Origin of the sequence: Bifidobacterium platyrrhinorum (assembly GCF_010667645.1) — a bacterium.
Taxonomy (GTDB): domain Bacteria; phylum Actinomycetota; class Actinomycetes; order Actinomycetales; family Bifidobacteriaceae; genus Bifidobacterium; species Bifidobacterium platyrrhinorum.
In genome coordinates, this window is the sequence record NZ_WHZV01000001.1 from 126,535 (window position 1) to 150,290 (window position 23,756).

Consider the following 23,756-nt stretch of genomic DNA (forward strand, 5'->3'; position numbering starts at 1 on the left):
GGCCTTACGGCTTTCTGCGCTTCGTTGCGACCTGCCGGATTCCCGGCCGATCTTAAACTCCGGCCTTCACTTGGAAGTATACCAAAAACCGAACATCGAATACAGGGTGACACGCCGGAAAGCCAATGCGCAGTAGGGGTGCGGGGTGTTTTTAAAACGAACACAACCGAACAATGTGACCGCTCCCATGTGCGTATGCGAGCGATTGAGGGTGTCGGTGCGGCTGTATCGGCATGGTCGCAGGGGGCGTCCGAGGCGGATGCGGCATCTGCGGCCATGCGGCCCGGAGGGTCGTTGCCGGCATGGGCGTTCGGATGGGCGCCGGGGTCGGTCGCATGTCCGCGGCGGGCCCGCCCGCCACCGGTGCGGTCGCTCGCGCTCGCGGCTGCCGGCGACGAAATCAATCCACTAAGTGTGAGGATCTGGGTGCGGTCGCTCGCGCTCGCGGCTGCTGGAGAGGCCGGTTGCGTCGTCGTCATCGGTGTGGTCGCATGGGCGGACGTCGTCGCGGATCGCGACGTCATCCCTTGGAATGCAACGCGACACGCCGTAGTTGGACAACGATGGAAACTCCTGTATTGTATTCACTCGTTGCCGACCGGCGCAAGCGGGTCGAAAGCACATGGTGGCTATAGCTCAGTTGGTAGAGCATCTGATTGTGGTTCAGAAGGTCGCGTGTTCGAGCCACGTTAGCCACCCCACCAAGGCCCCGAGGGAAACCTCGGGGCCTTTGCGTTTCGGAAAAGGAAGGATTGTCCCTCGACGGATGAACGCCGGGCGTTCGGCGCCGAGGGGCGAGGATCCTTGCCCCTCGATGAGAATCATGCCTTGTTGTTCGGCGAGGGGCGAGAGACAAAATAAAAACCGCTGGAAAATGGCGTTTTTCAATAGGGACTCTCTTCTTGCCGGCATGATTCCCGCCCCTCGGTGCCAAAAGATGCCTGCGTCGTGTCGAGGGGCAAGGAAGCGTGCCCCGCAATGTCGAAAGGTGCATGTTGATCATTGAGGGGCGGGGGAACAAATCCCGTAAGGCCAAACCACGATTATAGGCAACACAAAAGTTCCCAAAGTCCCGAAAGGCGCGTATCGACCGTCGAGGGGCGTGAGGGAGGTCGGCCTCCGTGGGGCGGCCTCATGCACGCGCGGGTCGGTGCCCAATCGTACGGGACGGGAATGCTAATGCTTTGGGGCCTCATGCACGCGCGGGTCGGTGAGTCATGCGGGGGAGAATGTCGGCCTCCGCGGGGAGGCGTCATGGCTCCTCACGGGGCTGGCGTGTCGTTGTCCTCGCGTTCCGTAATATGGATATTCGTGTGTGCCAGCGGCGTGCCTTATGTAACAGGCGTGCGGGCTGGGATATCCCGTGAATCGCATGGATCGCGCGCAGCAATGCGGCGGCGAGAGAGGAGCGGGCCATCGGGCCGGTGGGCAGTGGCTGACTTTCCGATTCGGGACAGGGGTTCCGGATGCACGGGGGAGTGTGGCTCACGGCGTTGCGGGCCTCACGGAACCAAGAGATAACACTGAATCGGAGAATTCAAGTTGCCTACTATCGAACAGCTCGTCCGTAAGGGACGTTCGCCGAAGCCGAAGAAGTCGAAGACTTTGGCGCTCAAGGGCAGCCCGCTGCGTCGCGGCGTGTGCACCCGTGTCTACACCACCACCCCGAAGAAGCCGAACTCGGCGCTTCGTAAGGTCGCCCGTGTGCGTCTGTCCTCCGGCATCGAGGTCACCGCCTACATCCCGGGCGAGGGCCACAACCTGCAGGAGCACTCCATCGTGCTCGTGCGCGGCGGCCGTGTGAAGGATCTGCCGGGTGTGCGCTACCACATCGTGCGCGGCGCGCTTGATACCCAGGGTGTGAAGGACCGCAAGCAGGGTCGTTCCCTGTACGGAGCAAAGAAGGCGAAGTAAGAGATATGTCACGTAAAGGACCCGCTAAGAAGCACGTCGTGCTGCCCGATCCGATCTACGGTTCGACCGTCGTCGCGCAGCTGATCAACAAGATCCTCCTGGACGGCAAGAAGTCCATCGCCGAGGACATCGTCTACTCCGCGCTCGACATGGTCAAGGAGAAGACCGAGCAGGAGCCGGTCGCCGTCCTCAAGCGCGCTCTGGACAACATCCGCCCGTCCCTCGAGGTGCGTTCCCGCCGAGTCGGCGGCGCCACCTACCAGGTGCCGGTCGAGGTCAAGCCGAACCGCGCCAACACGCTGTGCCTGCGCTGGCTGACCGACTTCTCCCGCGCCCGTCGCGAGAAGACCATGGCCGAGCGTCTCGCCAACGAGATCCTGGACGCCTCCAACGGCCTCGGCGCTTCTGTCAAGCGTCGCGAGGATACTCATAAGATGGCAGAGGCCAACAAGGCCTTCGCCCACTACCGCTGGTAATTCACTGGCCTGAGGAACACTAAGGATAAAGATGGCTGAAGAGCTTTCGGACCTTCATTTCGTCCGTAACATCGGCATCATGGCTCACATCGATGCCGGCAAGACCACCACCACCGAGCGTATTCTGTACTACACCGGCAAGAGCTACAAGATCGGCGAGGTGCACGACGGCGCCGCGACGATGGACTTCATGGCTCAGGAGCAGGAGCGCGGCATCACCATTCAGTCCGCGGCCACCACGTGCTTCTGGAACCGCCAGACCCACGACACCAAGGACAAGTTCCAGATCAACATCATCGACACCCCCGGCCACGTGGACTTCACGGCCGAGGTGGAGCGCTCCCTGCGCGTGCTCGATGGCGCCGTCGCCGTCTTCGACGGCAAGGAGGGCGTGGAGCCGCAGTCCGAGACCGTGTGGCGTCAGGCCGACAAGTACGGCGTGCCGCGCATCTGCTTCATCAACAAGATGGACAAGCTCGGCGCGAACTTCTACTACTCCGTCGACACCATCAAGGACAAGCTGGGCGCCACCCCGATCGTCATGCAGCTGCCGATCGGCGCCGAGAACGACTTCGCCGGCGTCGTCGACCTGGTCGAGATGAAGGCGTACGTCTGGAACGGCACCGAGGGCCTCGGCGCCAAGTACGACGTCACCGACATCCCGGAGGACCTCCAGGACAAGGCCGCCGAATACCACGAGCAGCTCATCGAGGCCGCCGCCGAAGCGAACGACGACCTGATGAACAAGTTCTTCGAGGACGGCGAGCTGTCCATGGAGGACGTGCGCGCGGGCGTCCGCCAGCTGACCATCGAGAAGAAGGCCTTCCCGGTCTTCTGCGGTTCCGCCTTCAAGGACAAGGGCGTTCAGCCGATGCTGGACGGCGTCGTCGACTACCTGCCGTCCCCGGAGGACGTGCCGGCCATCAAGGGCTTCGAGCCCGGCGACGAGTCCGTCGAGATCGACCGCAAGCCGTCCAAGAGCGATCCGTTCGCGGCCCTGGTCTTCAAGATCTCCACCCACCCGTTCTACGGCAAGCTCGTGTTCGTGCGCGTCTACTCCGGCTCCGTCAAGCCGGGCGACAACGTGCTCGACTCCACGCGCGGCAAGAAGGAGCGCGTCGGCAAGATCTTCCAGATGCACGCCGACAAGGAGAACCCGGTCGAGGTCGCCGACGCCGGCAACATCTACACCTTCGTGGGCCTCAAGAACGTCACCACCGGTGACACCCTGTGCGCCATGGACGCCCCGATCTCCCTCAACTCCATGACCTTCCCGGATCCGGTGATCCAGGTGGCCGTCGAGCCGAAGACCAAGGCCGACCAGGAGAAGATGGGCATCGCCCTCGCCAAGCTGGCCGAGGAGGACCCGACGTTCCAGGTCACCACGGACGAGGAGTCCGGCCAGACCCTGATCGCCGGCATGGGCGAGCTCCAGCTCGACATCATCGTCGACCGCATGCGTCGCGAGTTCAAGGTCGAGTGCACCCAGGGCAAGCCGCAGGTCGCCTACCGCGAGACCATCCGCAAGGCCGTCATGGACCAGGGCTACACGCACAAGAAGCAGACCGGTGGTTCCGGCCAGTTCGCGAAGGTCCTGATGAACTTCGAGCCGCTCGAGACCACCGAGGGCAAGACCTTCGAGTTCGAGAACGCCGTCACCGGCGGCCACATCTCCCAGGAGTTCATCCCGTCCATCGAGGCCGGCGTCAAGGAGGCCATGGAATCCGGTATCCTCGCCGGCTTCCCGGTCGTGGGCGTCAAGGCCACCGTCACCGACGGCCAGATGCACCCGGTCGATTCCTCCGAGATGGCCTTCAAGCTCGCGGGCTCCATGTGCTTCAAGGAGGCCGCCCCGAAGGCCAAGCCGGTCATCCTCGAGCCGATCATGGCCGTCGAGGTCCGTACTCCGGAGGAGTACATGGGCGAGGTCATCGGCGATCTGAACCAGCGCCGTGGCAACATCCAGTCCATGACCGACGCCACCGGCGTCAAGGTCATCGACGCCAAGGTCCCGCTGTCCGAGATGTTCGGCTACATCGGCGACCTGCGTTCGAAGACCCAGGGTCGCGCCATGTTCACCATGCAGATGGACTCCTACGCCGAGGTGCCGAAGAGCGTCTCCGACGAGATCATCAAGGCCCAGCGCGGCGAGTGACACGCGTCGCTACGTTGATTTGCGCCACGTCTCCGGTCAGCGGTAATATCGTGTACCGCTGACTGGGTTCTGGCTCCTTCAATGTGGCACGAAACCCAGAAACCCAGTAAACCTACGAAACGTCCAGGAGGACAAAGTAATGGCAAAGGAAAAGTACGAGCGTACTAAGCCGCACGTTAACATCGGCACCATCGGCCACGTCGATCACGGCAAGACGACCCTGACCGCGGCCATCTCCAAGGTGCTGCACGAGGAGTACCCGGATGTCAACCCGGAGTACGACTTCAACCAGATTGATTCCGCTCCGGAAGAGGCCGCCCGCGGCATCACCATCAACATCGCCCACATCGAGTACCAGACCGAGAAGCGTCACTACGCTCACGTCGACTGCCCGGGCCACGCCGACTTCGTGAAGAACATGATCACCGGCGCCGCCCAGATGGATGGCGCCATCCTCGTGGTCGCCGCCACCGACGGCCCGATGGCCCAGACCCGCGAGCACGTCCTGCTCGCCCGCCAGGTCGGCGTCCCGAAGATCCTGGTCGCCCTGAACAAGTGCGACATGGTCGACGACGAGGAGCTCATCGAGCTCGTCGAGGAAGAGGTCCGTGACCTCCTCGACGAGAACGGCTTCGATCGCGACTGCCCGGTCATCCACGTCTCCGCCTACGGCGCGCTGCACGACGACGCCCCGGACCACGAGAAGTGGGTCGAGCAGATCAAGAAGCTCATGGACGCCGTCGACGAGTACATCCCGACCCCGGTCCACGACCTCGACAAGCCGTTCCTGATGCCGATCGAGGACGTCTTCACCATCTCCGGTCGTGGTACCGTCGTCACCGGCCGTGTCGAGCGTGGCCAGCTGGCCGTCAACACCCCGGTCGAGATCGTCGGCATCCGCCCGACCCAGAACACCACCGTCACCTCCATCGAGACCTTCCACAAGACGATGGACTCCTGCGAGGCCGGCGACAACACCGGTCTGCTCCTCCGTGGCCTCGGCCGTACGGACGTCGAGCGTGGCCAGGTCGTGGCCGCTCCGGGCTCCGTCACCCCGCACACCAAGTTCGAGGGTGAGGTCTACGTCCTGACCAAGGATGAGGGTGGCCGTCACTCGCCGTTCTTCTCCAACTACCGTCCGCAGTTCTACTTCCGCACCACCGACGTCACCGGCGTCATCGAGCTGCCGGAAGGCGTCGAGATGGTCCAGCCGGGCGATCACGCGACCTTCACCGTCGAGCTGATCCAGCCCATCGCCATGGAGGAGGGCCTGACCTTCGCCGTGCGTGAGGGTGGCCACACCGTCGGCTCGGGCCGTGTCACCAAGATCCTCGCCTGATTCCCATCGGAGCGATCTTAGGACGCGCTTGAACTAGCGTTCTGAAAGGACCCCGGAACCCGCAACGGTTCCGGGGTCCTTTCGTATCCGCACGCATCCGCGGAAAGGCCGCTCGGACTCACCGCCATGCCATGACGTGTCGCGGTAGAGGGGTGGTGGCATAATAGCCAAGGCAAATTTTGGGTAAGCCCTCGACACTAGAAATAGGTGAGACATCGTGGCACAGACTACCAATGACATCAAGAACGGTTCCGTCCTGAACCTCGACGGCCAGCTGTGGAGCGTCCTCAAGTTCCAGCACGTCAAGCCGGGCAAGGGCCCCGCCTTCGTGCGTACCACCATCAAGAACGTGCTCTCCGGCAAGATCGTCGACAAGACCTTCAACGCGGGCATGAAGATGGAGTTCGAGACCGTCGACAACCGCAACCTCCAGTACTCCTACGAGGACGGCGACAACCTGGTCTTCATGGACATGACCACCTACGACCAGGTCTACGTGCCGAAGTCCATCGTCGACACCAAGTTCCTGCTCGAGGGCACCGACTGCATCGTGTCCTTCCACGACGACACCCCGCTGAGCGTCGAACTGCCGGCCTCCGTGGTCCTGACCATCACCCACACCGAGCCGGGCCTGCAGGGCAACCGCTCCAACGCCGGCACCAAGCCGGCCACCGTCGAGACCGGCGCCGAGATCCAGGTCCCGCTGTTCATCAACGAGGGCGAGAAGGTCAAGGTTAATACCACCGACGGCTCCTACCTGGGCCGCGAGAACTGATCGGCGAACCCGACCAGACGCAATCGAACCGGCAACCACCGCACACGCAAAGGACCAAGCTGCATGGCACGTTCCACCGCCCGCAAAAGGGCTCTGAACACGTTGTATGAAGCGGACGAGAAGGGCCAGGACATTCTGTCCCTGCTTGAGGAACGCATCGAGACCCCCGGCGCGCAGACCCCGCTGCCCGAGTACGCCATCGACATCGTCAAGGGCGTGGCCGAGCACCGTCACGACATCGACGCCACCCTGGACGAGCATTCGACCGGGTGGAAGGTCCGTCGTATGGGCGTGGTCGATCGCAACATCCTGCGCATCGCCGCCTGGGAGATCCTCTTCAACGATGACGTGCCGGACAAGGTCGCCATCGATGAGGCGTTGTCCCTCGCCAAGACCCTGTGCGACGAGGATTCCCCCGCCTTCATCCACGGACTGCTGTCCGCCATCTGCACGGCCAAGGAAAAGCCGATCGATTGATTTTTTCATGAAACGCCTCCCCGCAACACGGGAGGCGTTTTCATGACCGGAGACGGAAAACCCATGACCGGGCGGCGACCGCCCGGCGAACTTCAAACGGCCGCTTCGCCGCATGCGCGTGTCAGGGCGTGTGCGTCGGCGCTGGCCTATAACCTGAATTACGGATAACCCGAGAAAGATAAGGGGGATTTGGTGAGCGAGAACGCGAACTTTACCAAGGACGATGCGGTCCTTGTACTGGAGGATGGGCAGGTGTATGTGGGCGAGCCGTACGGCGCCCATGGCGCGACCACGGGCGAGATCGTGTTCGCCACCGGCATGACCGGATACCAGGAGACGCTCACCGACCCGAGCTACGACCGTCAGATCGTCGTGCAGACCTTCCCGCACATCGGCGACACGGGCGTCAACCATGAGGATCCGGAATCCTCCCGCATCTGGGTGGCCGGATACGTGGTGCGCGAACCCTCCCCGAACGTGAGCAACTGGCGCGCCGAGGGCAGCCTCGACGGCGATCTCGAGGCCAACGGCATCGTCGGCCTCGCCGACATCGACACCCGCAAGCTGGTGCGCCACCTGCGTTCCGCGGGCGTGATGCGCGCCGGCATCTTCTCCGGCGACGCGCTCCTCGGCGACGACGGCCGTCTCAAGGACGTCGACGACCTGCTCGAGGCCGTCAAGGCCACCCCGCGGATGCAGGGCCTGAGCCTGTACGACGAGGTCTCCACCAAGGAGGCGTACACCATCGAGCCGTGCGGCGAGTTCGAAGGCAAGGAGCCGCTGTACACCGTGGCCGCCGTCGACCTGGGCATCAAGGCGATGACCCCGCACCGCATGGCCGAGCGCGGCTGCCGCGTGCACGTCGTGCCCTCCACCATCACCTTCGAGGAACTGACCGCCCTCGATCCGGACGGCGTCTTCTTCTCCAACGGCCCGGGCGACCCGGAGCAGGCCGGCCCGGAGGTCGAGCTGCTGCGCAAGGTCCTCGACGCCGGCTACCCGTTCTTCGGCATCTGCTTCGGCAACCAGCTGCTCGGCCGCGCGCTCGGCTTCGGCACCTACAAGCTCAAGTTCGGCCACCGCGGCATCAACCAGCCGGTCAAGGACCTCACCACCGGCAAGGTGGAGGTCACCGCCCACAACCACGGCTTCGCCGTCGACGCGCCGATCGGCGAGACCGTCGACGCCCCGTTCGAGGGCGGCAGATACGGCAAGGTGTTCGTCAGCCACATCGACCTCAACGACGACGTGGTCGAGGGCCTGCAGTGCGTGGACATCCCCGCGTTCTCCGTGCAGTACCACCCGGAGGCCGCGGCCGGTCCGCACGACGCCGCGTACCTGTTCGACCGATTCTGCGATCTCATGAAGAACAACCCGCGCGATTCCCGCGCCGACTCCAAGGAAGGTAAGTGATATGCCGAAGCGCACCGACATCAAATCCGTGATGGTCATCGGCTCCGGCCCGATCGTGATCGGTCAGGCCGCGGAGTTCGATTACTCGGGCACCCAGGCATGCCGCGTCCTCAAGGAGGAGGGCATCCGCGTCATCCTCGTCAACTCGAACCCGGCCACCATCATGACCGACCCCGAGATGGCCGACGCCACCTACATCGAGCCGATCGCCACGCCGATCCTCGAGCAGATCATCGCCAAGGAACGCCCCGACGCGCTGCTGCCGACCCTCGGTGGCCAGACCGCCCTCAACGCCGCGATGGCGCTCGGCGAGGCCGGCGTGCTCAAGAAGTACAATGTCGAGCTCATCGGCGCGTCCCTCGACGCCATCGACCGCGGCGAGGACCGCGAGCTGTTCAAGAAGGTCGTCGACGAGGCGGGCGCCGAATCCGCGCGCTCCCGCATCGCCCACACGCTCGCCGAGGTGGACCGCATCGCCGACGAGTTCGGCTACCCGCTGGTCGTCCGCCCGAGCTTCACGATGGGCGGCCTCGGCTCCGGCATCGCGCACGACGAGGAGGAGCTGCACCGCATCGCCGGCGCCGGCATCCACTACTCGCCGACCGACGAGGTGCTCATCGAGGAGGGCATCGAGGGCTGGAAGGAATTCGAGCTCGAGCTCATGCGCGACCGCAACGACAACGTCGTGGTCGTCTGCCCGATCGAGAACGTCGACCCGGTCGGCGTGCACACCGGCGACTCCATCACCGTGGCGCCGTGCTTCACCCTGACCGACCGCGAGTACCAGAAGCTGCGCGACATCGGCATCGCCATCATCCGCGGCGTGGGAGTGGACACCGGCGGCTGCAACATCCAGTTCGCCATCCACCCCGAGACCGGCCGCATCATCGTCATCGAGATGAACCCGCGCGTCTCCCGCTCCTCCGCGCTCGCGTCTAAGGCCACCGGCTTCCCGATCGCCAAGATCGCGACCAAGCTGGCCCTCGGCTACACGCTTGACGAGATCCGCAACGACATCACCCAGTCCACGCCGGCCTCCTTCGAGCCGACCATCGACTACGTGGTCACCAAGGTGCCGCGCTTCGCGTTCGAGAAGTTCCCGGGCGCCGACCCGACGCTCACCACCTCGATGAAGTCCGTCGGCGAGGCCATGGCCCTGGCCGGCAACTTCCAGGAGTCCCTCGGCAAGGCCATGCGTTCCATCGACAAGCGCCACATGGGCTTCAACTGGGATGGCGACAAGCCGACGGCCGACGAGGTCGCCGAACTGCTCAAGGCGATCCACACGCCCACCGAGAACCGCTACCTCGAGCTCATGCGCGCCATCTGGGGCGGCGCCACCATCGAGCAGCTGTACGCGGCCACCAAGATCGACCCGTGGTTCCTCAAGCAGCTCACGCTCATCAACGAGACCGCGCAGGCGGTGCGCGAGGCCGAGACGCTGACGCGCAGGCTGCTGCGCCGCGCCAAGCTCGCCGGCCTGTCCGACCTGCAGATCGCGCACCTGCGCGGTCTGGGCGACGAAGGCGAGAACACCGTCCGCGAGCTGCGCTGGACCTACGGCCTGCGCCCCGTGTACAAGACGGTCGACACCTGCGCCGCCGAGTTCGACGCGGCCACGCCGTACTACTACTCCTGCTACGCGGACGAGACCGAGGTCAAGCCGCGCGAGCGCGAGGCCGTGATCATCCTCGGCTCCGGCCCGAACCGCATCGGCCAGGGCATCGAGTTCGACTACACCTGCGTGCACGCGGTGCAGGAGCTCGGCAAGGACTATGACACCATCATGGTCAACTGCAACCCGGAGACCGTTTCCACCGACTACGACATCTCCGACCGTCTCTACTTCGAGCCGCTCACCTTCGAGGACGTGCTCGAGATCTACGAGGCCGAGAAGAGGATGGGCCCGGTCAAGGGTGTCATCGTGCAGCTCGGCGGCCAGACGCCGCTGTCGCTCGCCGCGCGCCTCAAGGCCGCCGGCGTGCCGATCCTCGGCACCACCCCGGAGGCCATCGACCTGGCGGAGAACCGCGAGCTGTTCGGCGAGGTGCTCAAGAAGGCGAAGATGAACGCGCCGCGCTACGGCACCGCGCTGTCGCTGGAGGAGGCCCAGGAGGCCGCCCACTCGATCGGCTACCCGGTGCTCGTGCGCCCGAGCTACGTGCTCGGCGGCCGCGGCATGGAGATCGTCTACGACAACGCCCAGCTCGAGAAGTACGTGAACCGCGCCCTCGCCGAGGCGAAGGCCGACACGGTCGTCTCCGGCCGTCTGCCCTCCCCGCTGCTCATCGACAAGTTCCTCCAGGACGCCATCGAGATCGACGTCGACGCCCTGTTCGACGGCGAGGAGCTGTACATCGGCGGCATCATGGAGCACATCGAGGAGGCCGGCGTGCACTCCGGCGACGCCGCGTGCACCCTGCCGCCGTCCACGCTGTCCGACGACCAGATCCGCCGCCTCAGGGAGGGCACCTACGCCATCGCCAAGGGCTGCGACGTCAAGGGCCTGATCAACGTGCAGTACGCGTTCATGGCGAACACCCTGTACGTCATCGAGGCCAACCCGCGCGCCTCCCGCACCGTGCCGTTCGCCTCCAAGGCCACCGGCGTGGCGCTGGCCAAGGCCGCCGCGCGCATCATGGCCGGCGAGACCATCGCCGACCAGCGCGCCAACGGCCTGCTGCTGCCCAAGGGCGACGGCGGCGTCATGCACCGCGGCCAGCAGGTGGCGGTCAAGGAGTCCGTGCTGCCGTTCAAGCGTTTCCGCACGCCTGTCGGCAAGACCGTCGACATCCTGCTCGGACCCGAGATGCGCTCCACCGGCGAGGTCATGGGCTTCGACCGCGACTTCCCGCACGCGTTCGCCAAGAGCCAGCTCGCCGCCTACGAGGGCGGCCTGCCGACCCACGGCAACGTGTTCATCTCCGTGAACGACACCGACAAGCGCCAGCTGCCGCTGATGGCCGTGCGCCTCGTCGAGCTCGGATTCACCATCTGGGCCACCGAGGGCACCGCCTCCGTGTTGCGCCGCTACGGCATCGACTCGAAGATCGTGGACAAGATCTCCACCCGCGTCGACTCCGATCCGGAGGCGCCGGTGAAGGTCGTGCACGCCGAGGGGTCGATCGGCAAGAACGTCGTCGAGCTCATCGAGGACGGCGCGATCGACATGATCCTCAACACCCCGAACTCGCGCGGGTCGCGCTCCGACGGCTACTCCATCCGAGCCGCCGCCATCGCCGCCGACCTGCCGCAGTTCACCACCATCACCGAATTCTCCGCGGTGCTGCTGGCCATCGAGGCGGTCAAACGCAACGATTACCAGATCATGAGCATCCAGGAGCATTCGAAGCAGCTGTTCGCATTGGAAAGCAAGGATTTCTGATCAGGCGAAAGGATTCGCGATGAATGCCAGCCCCAAAGAGGAACGGAACAATGAACGGCTCGCGCGGCGCTCGGACTTCGGTCTGCGCCTGCGCAACTCGATGGACAAGTACGGCCCGCTGTGCGTGGGCATCGACCCGCATCGGAAGCTGTTGACCGATTGGGGCTACAACGTGGACGCCGACGGCGCGGAGATGTTCGCCATGCGCATGCTGCAGGCCGCGAACGGTCGCGCCGCCGCCGTCAAGTTCCAGTCGCCCATGTTCGAACGCTATGGTTCGAAGGGCTTCGCGGCGCTGGAACGCGTGCTGTACGCGGCGCGCCAGATGGGCATCATCACGATTGTCGATTGCCTGCACGGAGGCTTGTCCACCACGATCTCCGCCATCGCGGACGCCTACTTCAAGCCGGGCGCGCCGTTGAGGGCGGACGCGATCACGCTGCTGCCGTACTACGGCGCGCGATCGCTGCAGGGACTCATCGACGACGCGCTCGACAACGGCCGCGGCGTGTTCATCGCCTCCCTCACCTCCAACGAGGAGGGCAAGAGCCTGCAGAGTTCCATCCGCCAGGTCGGCGAATACGCCGGCAAGACGGTGGCCTACGGCATCGCCTCCACCGCGCAGAAGAACAACCGCGACGTGGACGGCATGGGCTCGGTCGGACTGGTCATCGGCGCCACCATCGGCCAGTGGATCAACGAGACCGGCGTCGACCCGGCCAAGTTCACCGGGCCGATCCTCTCGCCCGGCTACGGCTGGCAGGGGGCCGACGCCAAGGACCTGCGCACCGTGTTCAAGGGCACCAAGGGCAACGTCCTGGTGACCGTGTCTCGCTTCATCGCCTCGCACGGGCCTGACATCGCCGCGCTGAGCGAGGCCACCGAGGCCATTTCGCTCGACGTGCGGCAGGCCCTGCTCGAGGCGACCAGGATAGGCGACCTCGAGCAGCGGCATGGGGAGGAGCCGGAGCCCGCCCAGGCGAGCGGAGACGCGACCCCGTCGGGGGACGAAACCTCCGGTGACGGGACCTCCGACCACCAGGAGACCAGCGAGAAGACCAGGGAGAGCATCACCGTGAACGATACGACCACCACCGCGGCCGAAGCCGAGGAACCCGCCGGCAAGGCGGGGGAGAAGGAGCTGCACGGCGGCAGGCTGCTTGTGCTCACCGGCCCGGCCGGCGTGGGCAAGGGCACCGTCGAGGTCGCGCTGCGCAAGAAGCACCCCGAGGTATGGGTGTCCGTGTCCGCGACCACGCGCGACCCGCGTCCGGGCGAGGTCAACGGCGTGAACTACTGGTTCATGAGCGAGGAGGAGTTCGCCGCCAAGGAGAAGGCGGGCGAGTTCCTCGAGACCGCGCTCGTGCACGGCATGGCCCATTACGGCACGCCGCTCAAGCCCCTGGAGGAGCATATGGCGGTGGGCACCCCGACGATCCTCGAGATCGACCTGCAGGGCGCGCGGCGCGTCAAGGAGAAGGCGAAGGAGCTCGGCCTCGAGGTGATGACCGTGTTCATCGCCCCGCCGAGCTTCGACGAGCTGGTGCGCCGCCTGACCGGCCGCGGCACCGAGACCGAGGAACAGCGCAACCGCCGCCTCGAGACCGCCAAGGTCGAGCTCGCCGCCGAATCCGAATTCGACGTGACCATCGTCAACGAGCATGTCGAGCAGGCCGCCGACGAACTCTGGAACCTCATCGCCAAGGAGTACGGCGTCGACGCGTGATCCGATCCGGCCGTCGGCTGCGATACGGCCGCGATATGAATGAAGGCGGGCACCCCACAAGGTGCCCGCCTTCATTCATATGCGCGCCATCCGCGCGCATCGGCCCGGATCAGCCGACCGAGCGGCGCGACGTCTCGGCGCCGAAGAAACCGACGACGAGCATCGAGGCGATGGCGATCACGCTGATCGACACGAAGATGGACGTCGCGCCCAGCGCGGTGAGCATCCACCCCACGGCGATCGGCATGAGCACGTTGAGCAGCTTGGCGATCGCGTTGGCAAGGCCGACGCAGCGGAACCGCACCTTGGTGGCGAACAGTTCGGGCGCGTACACGGCCACCACGGAGGCCATCAGCGTGTACAGGCACATCATGAGCAGGAAGCCCACGACGATGGCGCCGGCCGTGGAGGTCTGGAAGGCGTAGAGCATGCCGAACACGCCGGTGAACAGGAACGCCGGCACGATGGTGCGCTTGCGGCCGATGCGGTCGATGAGCAGCGAACCGATGAGGCAGCCGACCGGGGCGCCCAGCATCATGAGCGTGGACGTGAGCAGCGAGCTGGACAGGTTGATGCCGCGCTTGACCAGGATCGTCGGCACCCACGAGGTGAACGCGTAGGAGCATACGTTGGTGGCGCCCACGGCGACGATGGCCACGAGCAGGCACACGCCGAGCGAACGGCCGCCCGCATTGCGTTCCTGCGCACGGGCGTCGGCGGCGGTGCCATCGAACTCCGGGTCGGAGCCGTTGGCCTCCAGCCGCCTCACGATCGCGTCCGCCTCGCCGTAGCGGCCGTGCACGGCCAGCCAGCGCGGGGACTCGGGGATGTCGCGGCGCAGCCACCAGATCACGGCGGCGATCAGGCCGATGCCGACGAACAGGGGGCGCCACGACCAGCGGGGGATGATCCATGCGCACAGCAGCATGGCGATCGGCACGCCGCAGTTCGCCACCAGGGAGACGATCGCGCACCAGTGGCCGCGGCGGTTCATCGGCGCGAACTCGTTGACCATGGCGAAACCGGTGACGATCTCGGCGCCCAGGCCGAGTCCGGCGCCCAGGCGGCACAGCGACAGGACGGTCATGTTCGGGGCGAACGCGCCCAGGAACGTGAACCCGCCGAACAGCAGCAGGTTGATCTGGTAGGCGACGCGGCGGCCCCTAAGATCGCCGACGAACCCGGCCAGCAACGAACCGATGAGCAGGCCGAGGAAGCCGGCCGACATGAACGTGGAGTTCTGCGCGACGGTGGACCAGTGCGTGGACAGGGCGCTGCTGGCGACCGCGCTGCCGATGTACACGTCGATGCTGTCCATCAGCATGCCGGCCGCGACCAGCGCGACGATGCGATGGAACATCGGGGTCTCGTGCGCGCGGTCCACGCGCGAGATGATGTCCTGAACCTGATGCGGATGATTGGCTGCGGCGGCCTTCCCGCCGTCCCGCTCCGCCGATGCGGAGGCGATCTGCCCTTCGGCAGTGGTCATGATGGGTACCTCTTGTATGTCATGAACCTCGGTCCGCGGATGACCGGCGCATGGTCGCCTGCCGTTGTGCGGGGCGCCCCGCGCCCGCCATCGGACCGTGATCCCGGAAAACCAAGCTTGCCGTTGTGCGGCAGTCTGTGAAAATCCTGCACGACAGATTAGGCGCGTGACGCACGGGAGCCCGCGACGGGTCATATAGTGACCGCCCGTCGCGGGCTCCCGTTCATAGGACGGACATGGCACGTCCCCCGCCCGTCCCCGGGGCGGGGGACGTGCCGGTTCACCGGCCGTCGGTTCCGGCCCCCTCCTCATGCCCGGCCGTCCGTGCGCGGCGTTCGGCGATGAGCCGGTCGGCGAGTTGCGGCTTTTCGGTGAGCTGGCCGGAGAAACCGGGGCGGATGTCCATGTGGAGCACGAGGCTCGTGCGGTAGCCCTGCTCCGCGAGCTTCTTCGCGGCCTCGCCGGCCACATGCAGCACCTCGTCCAGATCGCCCTCCACGTCGGTGAAGAGGGCGTTCGTCTCCTGCGGCAGGCCGGAGTCGCGGATCACCTCGATGGCCTGCGAGACGTACGGCGACACCTCGGCCCCCGCGCCCGTCACCGACACCTGGATGGCGGCCACCGTGTTGAGATACGGCTTGCCGGTCTTCGGGTCGATGGGGACCTCCTGTTTCACGGCGAAACGGTCAAGAGCCATCGGCGTCACCGGTCCTTCCACAGGTGGTCCATCGGTCCGGAACCGTGGCCCAGGTCGAGCATCGCGTTCAACGCACCGGTCAGGTATTCCTTCGCGTGCCGGATCGCCTCGGGCAGCGTCTCGCCCTTCGCGAGGTTCGAGGCGATGGCGGAGCTCAGCGTGCAGCCGGTGCCGTGCGTGTTCGGGTTGTCGACGCGGACGCCCTCGAACCATGTGACCGCGCCGCCGGTTTCGGCGAGCACGTCGTTCGCGTCGTTGGTGTGGTGACCGCCCTTGACGAGCGCCGCGCATCCGTATCGTTCGACGAGGTCGCGCGCCGCCTGCTCCATCGAATCGGCGTCGTCGATCGCGATGCCGGTCAGGACCTGCGCCTCGGGGATGTTCGGCGTGATGACGGTGGCGAGCGGGAACAGCTTCGACGTGAGCGCGGCGATCGCGTCGTCGCTGATGAGCTTCGCGCCGGACGTGGCGACCATGACCGGGTCGAGCACGACGTTCGTCGCGTGGTGGAACGTGAGCCGGTCGGCGATCACGTCGATGATGTCCGTCGCGGACACCATGCCGATCTTGACGGCCAGCGGCGGGATGTCCTCGAACACGGCGTCGATCTGGTCGGCGAGGATGTTCGGCTCGGTGTCCTGGATGGAGCGCACGCCGGTGGTGTTCTGCGCGGTGAGCGCGGTGATCGCGCTCATGCCGAACACGCCGTTGGCGAGCATGGTCTTCAAGTCCGCCTGCATGCCGGCGCCGCCGGACGAGTCCGAACCGGAGATCGCGAGCACGGGGGGAAGTGTGGTGGTTGCATGTGTTGGCATGACGTTCAGTCTAGTCGCGGGACGCTGGTTTTTCACCTGTTTCCGACTTGGTTTTCCTTGATTCCGGGCCGGTTGTGTGGTGTGATGGAACGGGCTTCGGATGAAGGCCGGAACCGAGCAGCGGGAGAGGGGAACCATGTCCGACGACGTGTTGCGCCGCGACGGCGTGCTGGCGCGCATCACCGGATTCGACGAGGGGCGCGTCGCCTATTACGCGACAATGCCGAACGGGCGGAGCACGCAGCTCACGTTCCCGCGGCAGGAGGTGTTCGACGTGGGCGACGTGCTGCTCGTCGGCGACGGCTTCTACACGAAGGTGCCCGCCTCCGTCTGGCCGGTGAAGCCCCGCGTCGGCGTCGTGCGCCGCGCCCTGGAGGACGCGGTCGTCCTGGAGACCTCGGACGGGCTGGAGCTCCTCGAAGGCGATTATCCGGTGGATATCGCCCCCGGCAACACGGTGGAGTTCACCGACCTGTTCGGCATCGAACGCGTGCTGTGGCCGACGGCCATCCGCCCCGGCGAATCCGACCATGACGACGACATCAAACAGTACCGGATCACGCCGAGCGCCGACCCGGACCTCACGTTCGCGTCGTTCGGCGGCTACGAGCAGGTCGTCACGCGCGCCAAGGAGCTCATCGAGACGCAGCTCGGCAACAGCGTGCAGATGCGCGCCATCGGCGCCAAGCCGATCAAGGGCGTGATCTTCACCGGCGCGCCCGGTACCGGCAAGACGCATCTGGCGCGCATCATCGCCAACGTGGCCGACGCGCAGTTCTATCTCGTCTCCGGTCCGACCATCGTGAGCAAGTACGTGGGCGACAGCGAGGAGACGCTGCGCATGATCTTCGCCGCCGCGCAGGCCGACCGGCGCGCCATCATCTTCTTCGACGAGATCGACTCGATCGCCTCCTCGCGCGACACCGACACGAACGGCGTGGGCAAGCGTCTCGTCGCCCAGCTCCTGACGCTCATGGACGGTTTCGCGTCCAAGGGCAACGTGGTGGTCGTCGCCGCCACGAACCGCATCGAGGACGTGGATCCGGCGCTGCTGCGCCCGGGCCGCTTCGACTGGCAGATCCCGTTCCCGATGCCGGGCGAGCATGACCGTCTCGCGATCCTCGAGGTGCAGGAGCGGGCGCTTTCCACCGAAGGGGAGCTGCCGCTCGCGGACATCGCGCGGCGCACCGAGGGCTGGAGCGGCGCCGAGGTGTGCGCGATCTGGACGGAGGCGGCGCTCGTCGCAGCCAAGGACCGCCGCGCCGCGATCCGCGCGAGTGACCTCACGACCGCGTTCGAGCGTGTCGAACGCCGTCCGGAGCTGCGCGCGCATAGGGGATAGGAGGAGGAACGGGACGGCACCCGCACCGTTGCGATCGGCGGTTGCGGAGACGGGCCCGGGACCTGCGGTCCTTTCGCGCCGACATGGGAAGAGCCGATCATATGACCGAGCCCCTCACCTTCACGGGTGAGGGGCTCGGTCATATCGGATCCGTCGGGGCCTCCGGATCACTCGGCGGCGGTGGAGTAGAGCTTGCCGCCCTGGGCGGTGTACTTCTCGCTCATCGCGTCGAGGCCGGCGCGGATCTCCTCGGGGCTCAGCACGTTGGCGGAGACGACGCCGTCGGCCGCGGCCGGCTGCGCGTCGGCGGCCACGCCGGCGAGCGAATCCTTCACGATCTGCTCCTGGGCTGCCGCGCCGCCGAACGCCTTGCGGATGTTCTGCGAGATGGCCATCGAGCAGAACTTCGGGCCGCACATCGAGCAGAAGTGCGCCATCTTGGCCGGCTCGGCGGGCAGCGTGTCGTCGTGGAACGCAATCGCGGTGTCCGGATCGTAGGAGAGGTTGAACTGGTCGAGCCAGCGGAACTCGAAGCGGGCCTTCGAGATCGCGTCGTCACGGTCCTGCGCGTGCGGGTGGTGCTTGGCGATGTCGGCCGCGTGGGCGGCGATCTTGTAGGCGATCACGCCCTGCTTGACGTCGTCCTTGTTCGGCAGGCCCAGGTGCTCCTTCGGGGTCACGTAGCACAGCATGGCGGTGCCGTAGCGGCCGATCTCGGTGGCGCCGATCGCGGAGGTGATGTGGTCGTAGCCGGGGGCGGTGTCGGTGGTGAGCGGTCCCAGGGTGTAGAACGGGGCGCCCTTGCACACGGCCTTCTCCAGCTCGATGTTCATGCGCACCGTGTCGAACGGCACGTGGCCCGGGCCCTCGATCATGACCTGCACGTCCTTCGCCCAGGCGCGCTCGGTGAGCTCGCCCAGCGTCATCAGCTCGCTCAGCTGCGCCGCGTCGTTGGCGTCCGCGAGGGAGCCGGGGCGCAGGCCGTCGCCGAGCGAGAACGCCACGTCGTACTTGGCGAAGATGTCGCACAGTTCGTCGAAGTGCGTGTACAGGAAGCTCTCCTGATGGTGGCGCAGGCACCAGTCGGCCATGATCGAGCCGCCGCGGGAGACGATGCCGGTGACGCGGTTCGCGGTGAGCGGCACGTAGCGCAGCAGCACGCCGGCGTGGATCGTCATGTAGTCGACGCCCTGCTCGCACTGTTCGATCACGGTGTCGCGGAACAGCTCCCAGCTGAGCTTCGAGGCGTCGTCCTCGACCTTCTCCAGCGCCTGGTACATCGGCACGGTGCCGATCGGCACGGGGGAGTTCCTGAGGATCCACTCGCGGGTGGTGTGGATGTCGTTGCCGGTGGACAGGTCCATCACGGTGTCGGCGCCCCACTTGGTGGCCCACGTGAGCTTCTCGACCTCCTCGTCGATGGACGAGGTGACGGCCGAGTTGCCCATGTTCGCGTTGAGCTTGGTGAGGAAGCGGGAGCCGATGATCATCGGCTCGGCCTCCGGGTGGTTGATGTTGCACGGCATGACGGCGCGGCCGGCGGCCAGCTCGGAGCGCACGAGCTCCACGTCGCAGTTCTCGCGGGTCGCGACGTACTGCATCTCCGGGGTGACGATGCCGTGGCGGGCGTACCACATCTGGGTGACCGGGTGGTCCTTGGCGCGCATCGGCTTGTGCGTGCGTCCGCGCCATTCCTTCGTGGCGCGGCCGCGCTTGATGGCGCGCTTGCCGTCGTCCTGGAGGTTGCGGGCGCGGCCCTCGTAGTCCTCGATGTCACCGCGGTCGCGGATCCAGTCGAGGCGCAGGGGCTTCAGGCCCTCCTTCGGATCGCACTTCGGGCCTTCGGTGTTGTAGTCGTGGAACGGCGGGTTCGGGCCGACGCCGGGCGTGTCGGAGAGCTTGATCTCCGTGTACGGCACCTCGAGGTCGTAGGAGCCGTACTGGTAGTCGAAGTGGACGGTCTTCGTCTTGCGGATGTGCGCCTTGTCGCGCTGCTTCGAGCCGCGGGCGGCGATGTCGACGCGCTGCTGCTTGGCGAGCTTCTGCGCCTCCTTCGCCTCCTTGGCGTTCGTGAACTTCCTCTCGGCGGCCTCGGCGCCCGGCTTGGCGGCGCCCTCCTGCGCGGCCTGCGTATCGGCGGCCGGCGTGTGGGTGACGATGCGCGGGGCGTAGCCGTGGCGCTTCTCGCCGCGCACGGCCTTCCAGCCCTCGACCATCGCGCGGGTGGCCTCCTCGGGGTTCTCGGCGCCCGCGATGGCGGAGACCGCGAACCAGCCGGCGGCCTTGGTGCCGGCGAGCATGGCCATGTCGTCCGCGGTCACGCCGCCGCCGACCACGACCGGGAACTCGCTGGCGGCGCAGATCGTGTCGATCTGGCGCGCGTCCAGGGTCTTGCCGGAGCCGTCGTTGCCGCCGACCGAGGCCTCGGGCTTGGTGGAGGAGACGTGCAGCGGGCCGGCGCCGATGTAGTCGATGCAGCCGTCGGGCAGCTCGTTGATGAGACGGACGAGGGACTCGGTCTCGGCGGACAGGCCGACGATCGCCTCGTCGCCGAGCAGGGCGCGGGCCTCGCGCGGCTCCATGTCGGTCTGGCCGATGTGCACGCCGTCCACCTTGATGCCCTTGCGTCGGGCCTGCCACACGACGTCCGCGCGGTCGTCGATGACGAACGCGACCGAATCGGACTTGGCGTTGTCTTCGATGATCTGCGCGACGTCGCGGGCCATCTCGGTCAGTTCGGAGGCGTCGGCGCCCTTGGCGCGCAGCTGGATGAACGTCGCGCCGCCGTGCAGGGCCTGGTCGACCACGTCGGTCAGCGGGCGGCCCTTGCAGTCGTCCGGCCCGACCACGAAATACGCGGAGAGGTCGAACGAATCGCGCATGGACGCGTAGGGGTATTCGTTGCTCATTGTCTGTTCCTTTGTGATTGGTTGGTGGAAGTGCGTCGCATCCCTCACGGGGCGGGATGGGGGAGAAGGGAAAGGGGACGGCGATGGGTGATGGCCGGCGCGGGCGCGGAAGGCAATGCCCGCGCCGGCCGCCGGTCAGTCGATGAGGATCTCGCTTGCGGCGACCTCGTCGGCGGTCGTGTTCCACAGGGCGTCGAGGAAGGCGACCTGGAACGAGCCCGGCCCGTGGCTGACGGCCTCGGCGGCCTCTCCCGCGCGGTTGTACAGCGCCGTCGCGGCCAATGCCGCGGTCAGCGGGTCGGCGACCGCCAGGTACGTGGCGGTCACGCCGCCGAGCGAGCATCCGGCGCCGGTGATCTTGGACATCATCGCGCTGCCGCCGGGCAGGCGGTAGACGGCATGGCCGTCGGTGACGAGGTCGACGGCGCCGGAGACCGCCACGGCGGCCTCGCCTTGCGGGGCGGAGGCGGCGAGGAAACGCGCGAGGAGCTTCGCCGGCCCGACCGAGGAGTCCACCTCGTCGACGGATTCGACGCCGGCCGGACGTGTGGCGGCGTCAGGGGAGAACAGGCCCCACATCGAGGCCAACGCGATGATCTCGGAGGCGTTGCCGCGCACGACGGTGGGCGGGGCGGCGCGGAAGGCGCGCAGGATCTCGGTGCGCGTCGCGCCGATGCCGGCGGCCACCGGGTCGAGCACCCACTTGTGCCCCGACTTGCGGAAGGCCCTCGCGATCTTCGGCAGCGCGTCCTTGTAGAAGGGCAGCAGCGTGCCCACGTTGACGTAGTCGGCGCCGGACATGGCCGCGGTGTCGATGACATCGTCCGGCAGGAAGCTCATCGCGGCGGTGCCGCCGGCGGCCAGCTGCGCGTTGGCGACGAGGTTGATGGTGACGAAATTGGTGAACGACTGCGCCATCGGCGTCGTGTCCCTCACCGTCTCCACGGCCCGTCTGATGCGCCCCCTGACGTCGTCGATGGCGTCGGCGGTACGAGATACGTCGCTCATATGGCTGTCACTGCTCCCTACGCTGGTCTTAACCAACAGGTTCAAAGGGTCGGGCGCGGGGCCCATCTCAACCCGGCGCGTTCCCGGGTTCCCCTGCATGTTTCGTTATCGGATTCGACGCTATGCGCCAATATGGACAAGATGTGACGAAAGGGCGTCCGCCGGGGCCGGAACCCTTGCGTGTCGGGCATCGGCGTGGTAAGGGCGCGGCCGTCTTCCCCCGGTCGCCGTATGCAGGTAGTCTGAACGGGTTGTAAGACCCCAAACCGTTCAAACCAGAAGGTGCATTGTGGCTCAGTCCAAACTTGATGAAGTCGTGTCCCTCGCGAAGCGTCGTGGTTTCGTGTTCCCCGCCGGCGAGATCTACGGCGGGACCCGTTCCGCATGGGATTACGGCCCGCTCGGCGTCGCGCTGAAGGACAATATCAAGCGCGAGTGGTGGCGTTCGATGGTCGTCACCCGCCCCGACGTCGTCGGCGTCGACACCTCCATCATCCTGCCGACCCCGGTGTGGGTCGCCTCCGGCCACGTCGCCGTGTTCAACGACCCGCTGGTCGAGTGCCTGAACTGCCACAAGCGCAACCGCGCCGACAAGCTGCAGGAGAGCTACGCCGAGAAGCACGGCGACAAGCTGCCGGAGAACGGCATGGCCGATATCGTCTGCCCCGACTGCGGCACCCGCGGCAAGTGGACCGAGCCGCGCGACTTCAACATGATGCTGCGCACGCACCTCGGCCCGGTCGAGGACGAGAACAGCCTGCACTACCTGCGCCCGGAGACCGCGCAGGGCATCTTCGTCGACTTCAAGAACGTGATGACCTCCTCGCGTTCCAAGCCGCCGTTCGGCATCGCCAACATGGGCAAGTCCTTCCGCAACGAGATCACCCCCGGCAACTTCATCTTCCGCACCCGCGAGTTCGAGCAGATGGAGATGGAGTTCTTCGTCGAGCCCGGCACCGACGAGGACTGGCACCAGTACTGGATCGACGCCCGCACCCAGTGGTATCTGGACCTCGGCGTCAAGCCGGAGAACCTGCGCCACTACGAGCACCCGAAGGACAAGCTGGCCCACTACTCGAAGCGCACCGTGGACATCGAGTACAAGTTCGGCTTCCAGGGCTCCGACTGGGGCGAGCTCGAGGGCGTCGCCAACCGCACCGACTTCGACCTGTCCGCGCACGCCAAGCACTCCGGCGAGGACCTGAGCTACTTCAACCAGGCCACCGGCGAACGCTACGTGCCGTACGTCATCGAGCCGGCCGCCGGCCTGACCCGCTCCCTGATGTGCTTCCTCGTCGACGCCTACGACGTGGACGAGGCCCCGAACACCAAGGGCGGCGTGGACAAGCGCACCGTGCTGCGCCTCGACCCGCGCCTGGCCCCGGTCAAGGCCGCCGTGCTGCCGCTGAGCAAGAAGCCCGAGCTGCAGTCCGTGGCCCAGGACCTGGCCGCCGACCTGCGCCAGAACGAATGGATGATCGACTACGACGAGTCCGGCGCCATCGGCCGTCGCTACCGCCGCGAGGACGAGATCGGCACCCCGCTGTGCATCACCGTGGACTTCGACACCCTCGACGACCACGCAGTGACGATCCGCGACCGCGACACGATGAACCAGGAGCGCGTCGCGCTCGACAAGGTCGCCGATTACGTGGCCGCCCGCATCGGCGAGAAGCGCACCCGCGTGCCGATGAAGCCGGTCTCCATGGGCGGCGAGGCGTGGCCCGACTCCGTGAAGATCAACGAAGCCGGCGGTCTGTACTAAGTTGACGTCCGCCAACGAAACCGTCATCGACGAGCGCGGGGACTCCCTCACCGGGGAGGATCCGCGCTCGC

Annotated in this window: 16 protein-coding genes, 1 tRNA gene, 1 pseudogene and 1 riboswitch; of the genes and pseudogenes, 13 read left to right on the top strand and 5 right to left on the bottom strand. The window is 66.4% G+C overall.

Annotation, left to right across the window (positions count from 1 at the left end; all coding sequences use genetic code 11):
- Positions 1 to 625: 625 nt before the first annotated feature.
- The 11 genes and pseudogenes from GFD21_RS00505 (at position 626) to gmk (ending at position 13,660) form a co-directional block, all read left to right on the top strand.
- A tRNA-His gene (locus GFD21_RS00505) sits at positions 626 to 701 on the top strand.
- An 841-nt stretch (positions 702 to 1,542) separates the two neighbouring features.
- Entirely contained in the window at positions 1,543 to 1,914 is a 372-nt protein-coding gene (gene rpsL / locus GFD21_RS00510) for a 30S ribosomal protein S12 (protein WP_003825774.1), read from the top strand.
- 5 nt (positions 1,915 to 1,919) lie between these two features.
- The gene (gene rpsG / locus GFD21_RS00515) at positions 1,920 to 2,390 is read left to right on the top strand and encodes a 30S ribosomal protein S7 (RefSeq protein WP_163195974.1); all 471 of its coding nucleotides are present in this window, start codon (positions 1,920 to 1,922) and stop codon (positions 2,388 to 2,390) included.
- 31 nt (positions 2,391 to 2,421) lie between these two features.
- Positions 2,422 to 4,545 (top strand): elongation factor G, encoded by a 2,124-nt coding sequence (gene fusA / locus GFD21_RS00520; RefSeq protein ID WP_163195975.1) that lies wholly within the window; start codon positions 2,422 to 2,424, stop codon positions 4,543 to 4,545.
- Between the two features lie 139 nt (positions 4,546 to 4,684).
- Positions 4,685 to 5,884, top strand: coding sequence for an elongation factor Tu (tuf, locus tag GFD21_RS00525; protein WP_163195976.1), 1,200 nt, complete (start codon positions 4,685 to 4,687; stop codon positions 5,882 to 5,884).
- 217 nt (positions 5,885 to 6,101) lie between these two features.
- Positions 6,102 to 6,659 carry an elongation factor P gene (efp, locus tag GFD21_RS00530; protein WP_163195977.1) on the top strand — a complete coding sequence of 186 codons (558 nt, stop codon included), beginning with the start codon at positions 6,102 to 6,104 and terminating at the stop codon, positions 6,657 to 6,659.
- Positions 6,660 to 6,722: 63 nt separating this feature from the next.
- Positions 6,723 to 7,136: a transcription antitermination factor NusB gene (gene nusB / locus GFD21_RS00535; protein ID WP_163195978.1), complete on the top strand. Its 414-nt coding sequence runs from the start codon at positions 6,723 to 6,725 to the stop codon at positions 7,134 to 7,136.
- Between the two features lie 192 nt (positions 7,137 to 7,328).
- Positions 7,329 to 8,549: a glutamine-hydrolyzing carbamoyl-phosphate synthase small subunit gene (carA, locus tag GFD21_RS00540; protein WP_404801538.1), complete on the top strand. Its 1,221-nt coding sequence runs from the start codon at positions 7,329 to 7,331 to the stop codon at positions 8,547 to 8,549.
- Position 8,550: 1 nt separating this feature from the next.
- Positions 8,551 to 11,934 (top strand): carbamoyl-phosphate synthase large subunit, encoded by a 3,384-nt coding sequence (gene carB / locus GFD21_RS00545; protein ID WP_163195980.1) that lies wholly within the window; start codon positions 8,551 to 8,553, stop codon positions 11,932 to 11,934.
- A 19-nt stretch (positions 11,935 to 11,953) separates the two neighbouring features.
- Positions 11,954 to 12,883, top strand: a pseudogene (pyrF, locus tag GFD21_RS11010) (orotidine-5'-phosphate decarboxylase); the annotation flags it as partial.
- 192 nt (positions 12,884 to 13,075) lie between these two features.
- Entirely contained in the window at positions 13,076 to 13,660 is a 585-nt protein-coding gene (gmk, locus tag GFD21_RS11015) for a guanylate kinase (protein ID WP_225431569.1), read from the top strand.
- A 109-nt stretch (positions 13,661 to 13,769) separates the two neighbouring features.
- Here gmk and GFD21_RS00555 read toward each other — a convergent pair whose 3' ends face one another.
- The 3 genes from GFD21_RS00555 to thiD form a co-directional block, all read right to left on the bottom strand.
- Positions 13,770 to 15,149: an MFS transporter gene (locus GFD21_RS00555; RefSeq protein WP_163195982.1), complete on the bottom strand. Its 1,380-nt coding sequence runs from the start codon at positions 15,147 to 15,149 to the stop codon at positions 13,770 to 13,772.
- A 280-nt stretch (positions 15,150 to 15,429) separates the two neighbouring features.
- A complete protein-coding gene (locus GFD21_RS00560; RefSeq protein ID WP_163195983.1) occupies positions 15,430 to 15,846 on the bottom strand; it encodes a thiamine-binding protein in 417 nt (138 codons plus the stop codon).
- Between the two features lie 5 nt (positions 15,847 to 15,851).
- A complete protein-coding gene (gene thiD, locus GFD21_RS00565) occupies positions 15,852 to 16,661 on the bottom strand; it encodes a bifunctional hydroxymethylpyrimidine kinase/phosphomethylpyrimidine kinase (protein ID WP_163195984.1) in 810 nt (269 codons plus the stop codon).
- 100 nt (positions 16,662 to 16,761) lie between these two features.
- On the opposite strand from thiD, the gene GFD21_RS00570 reads away from it, so the two are divergent.
- Positions 16,762 to 18,003: an ATP-binding protein gene (locus GFD21_RS00570; protein WP_225431508.1), complete on the top strand. Its 1,242-nt coding sequence runs from the start codon at positions 16,762 to 16,764 to the stop codon at positions 18,001 to 18,003.
- Between the two features lie 167 nt (positions 18,004 to 18,170).
- Here GFD21_RS00570 and thiC read toward each other — a convergent pair whose 3' ends face one another.
- Together thiC and GFD21_RS00580 are read right to left on the bottom strand one after the other, a co-directional pair.
- Positions 18,171 to 20,912: a phosphomethylpyrimidine synthase ThiC gene (thiC, locus tag GFD21_RS00575; RefSeq protein ID WP_163195985.1), complete on the bottom strand. Its 2,742-nt coding sequence runs from the start codon at positions 20,910 to 20,912 to the stop codon at positions 18,171 to 18,173.
- A 135-nt stretch (positions 20,913 to 21,047) separates the two neighbouring features.
- On the bottom strand, positions 21,048 to 21,920 hold the full coding sequence (locus GFD21_RS00580) for a hydroxyethylthiazole kinase (protein ID WP_163195986.1): 873 nt from the start codon (positions 21,918 to 21,920) through the stop codon (positions 21,048 to 21,050).
- Positions 21,918 to 22,025, bottom strand: a riboswitch (TPP riboswitch). Its footprint overlaps the gene before it by 3 nt.
- A 184-nt stretch (positions 22,026 to 22,209) precedes the next feature.
- On the opposite strand from GFD21_RS00580, the gene GFD21_RS00585 reads away from it, so the two are divergent.
- Positions 22,210 to 23,685 carry a glycine--tRNA ligase gene (locus GFD21_RS00585; RefSeq protein WP_163195987.1) on the top strand — a complete coding sequence of 492 codons (1,476 nt, stop codon included), beginning with the start codon at positions 22,210 to 22,212 and terminating at the stop codon, positions 23,683 to 23,685.
- Positions 23,686 to 23,756: the final 71 nt, after the last annotated feature.

What these genes read in the sequence shown, in the direction of transcription:
- nusB (WP_163195978.1), top strand. Translation starts at nt 6,723, where the DNA reads ATGGCACGTTCCACCGCCCGCAAAAGGGCTCTGAACACGTTGTATGAA.
- carB (WP_163195980.1), top strand. Translation starts at nt 8,551, where the DNA reads ATGCCGAAGCGCACCGACATCAAATCCGTGATGGTCATCGGCTCCGGC.
- GFD21_RS00560 (WP_163195983.1), bottom strand. Translation starts at nt 15,846, where the DNA reads ATGGCTCTTGACCGTTTCGCCGTGAAACAGGAGGTCCCCATCGACCCG.
- thiC (WP_163195985.1), bottom strand. Translation starts at nt 20,912, where the DNA reads ATGAGCAACGAATACCCCTACGCGTCCATGCGCGATTCGTTCGACCTC.
- GFD21_RS00555 (WP_163195982.1), bottom strand. Translation starts at nt 15,149, where the DNA reads ATGACCACTGCCGAAGGGCAGATCGCCTCCGCATCGGCGGAGCGGGAC.
- GFD21_RS00570 (WP_225431508.1), top strand. Translation starts at nt 16,762, where the DNA reads ATGAAGGCCGGAACCGAGCAGCGGGAGAGGGGAACCATGTCCGACGAC.
- thiD (WP_163195984.1), bottom strand. Translation starts at nt 16,661, where the DNA reads ATGCCAACACATGCAACCACCACACTTCCCCCCGTGCTCGCGATCTCC.
- fusA (WP_163195975.1), top strand. Translation starts at nt 2,422, where the DNA reads ATGGCTGAAGAGCTTTCGGACCTTCATTTCGTCCGTAACATCGGCATC.
- GFD21_RS00580 (WP_163195986.1), bottom strand. Translation starts at nt 21,920, where the DNA reads ATGAGCGACGTATCTCGTACCGCCGACGCCATCGACGACGTCAGGGGG.
- tuf (WP_163195976.1), top strand. Translation starts at nt 4,685, where the DNA reads ATGGCAAAGGAAAAGTACGAGCGTACTAAGCCGCACGTTAACATCGGC.
- rpsG (WP_163195974.1), top strand. Translation starts at nt 1,920, where the DNA reads ATGTCACGTAAAGGACCCGCTAAGAAGCACGTCGTGCTGCCCGATCCG.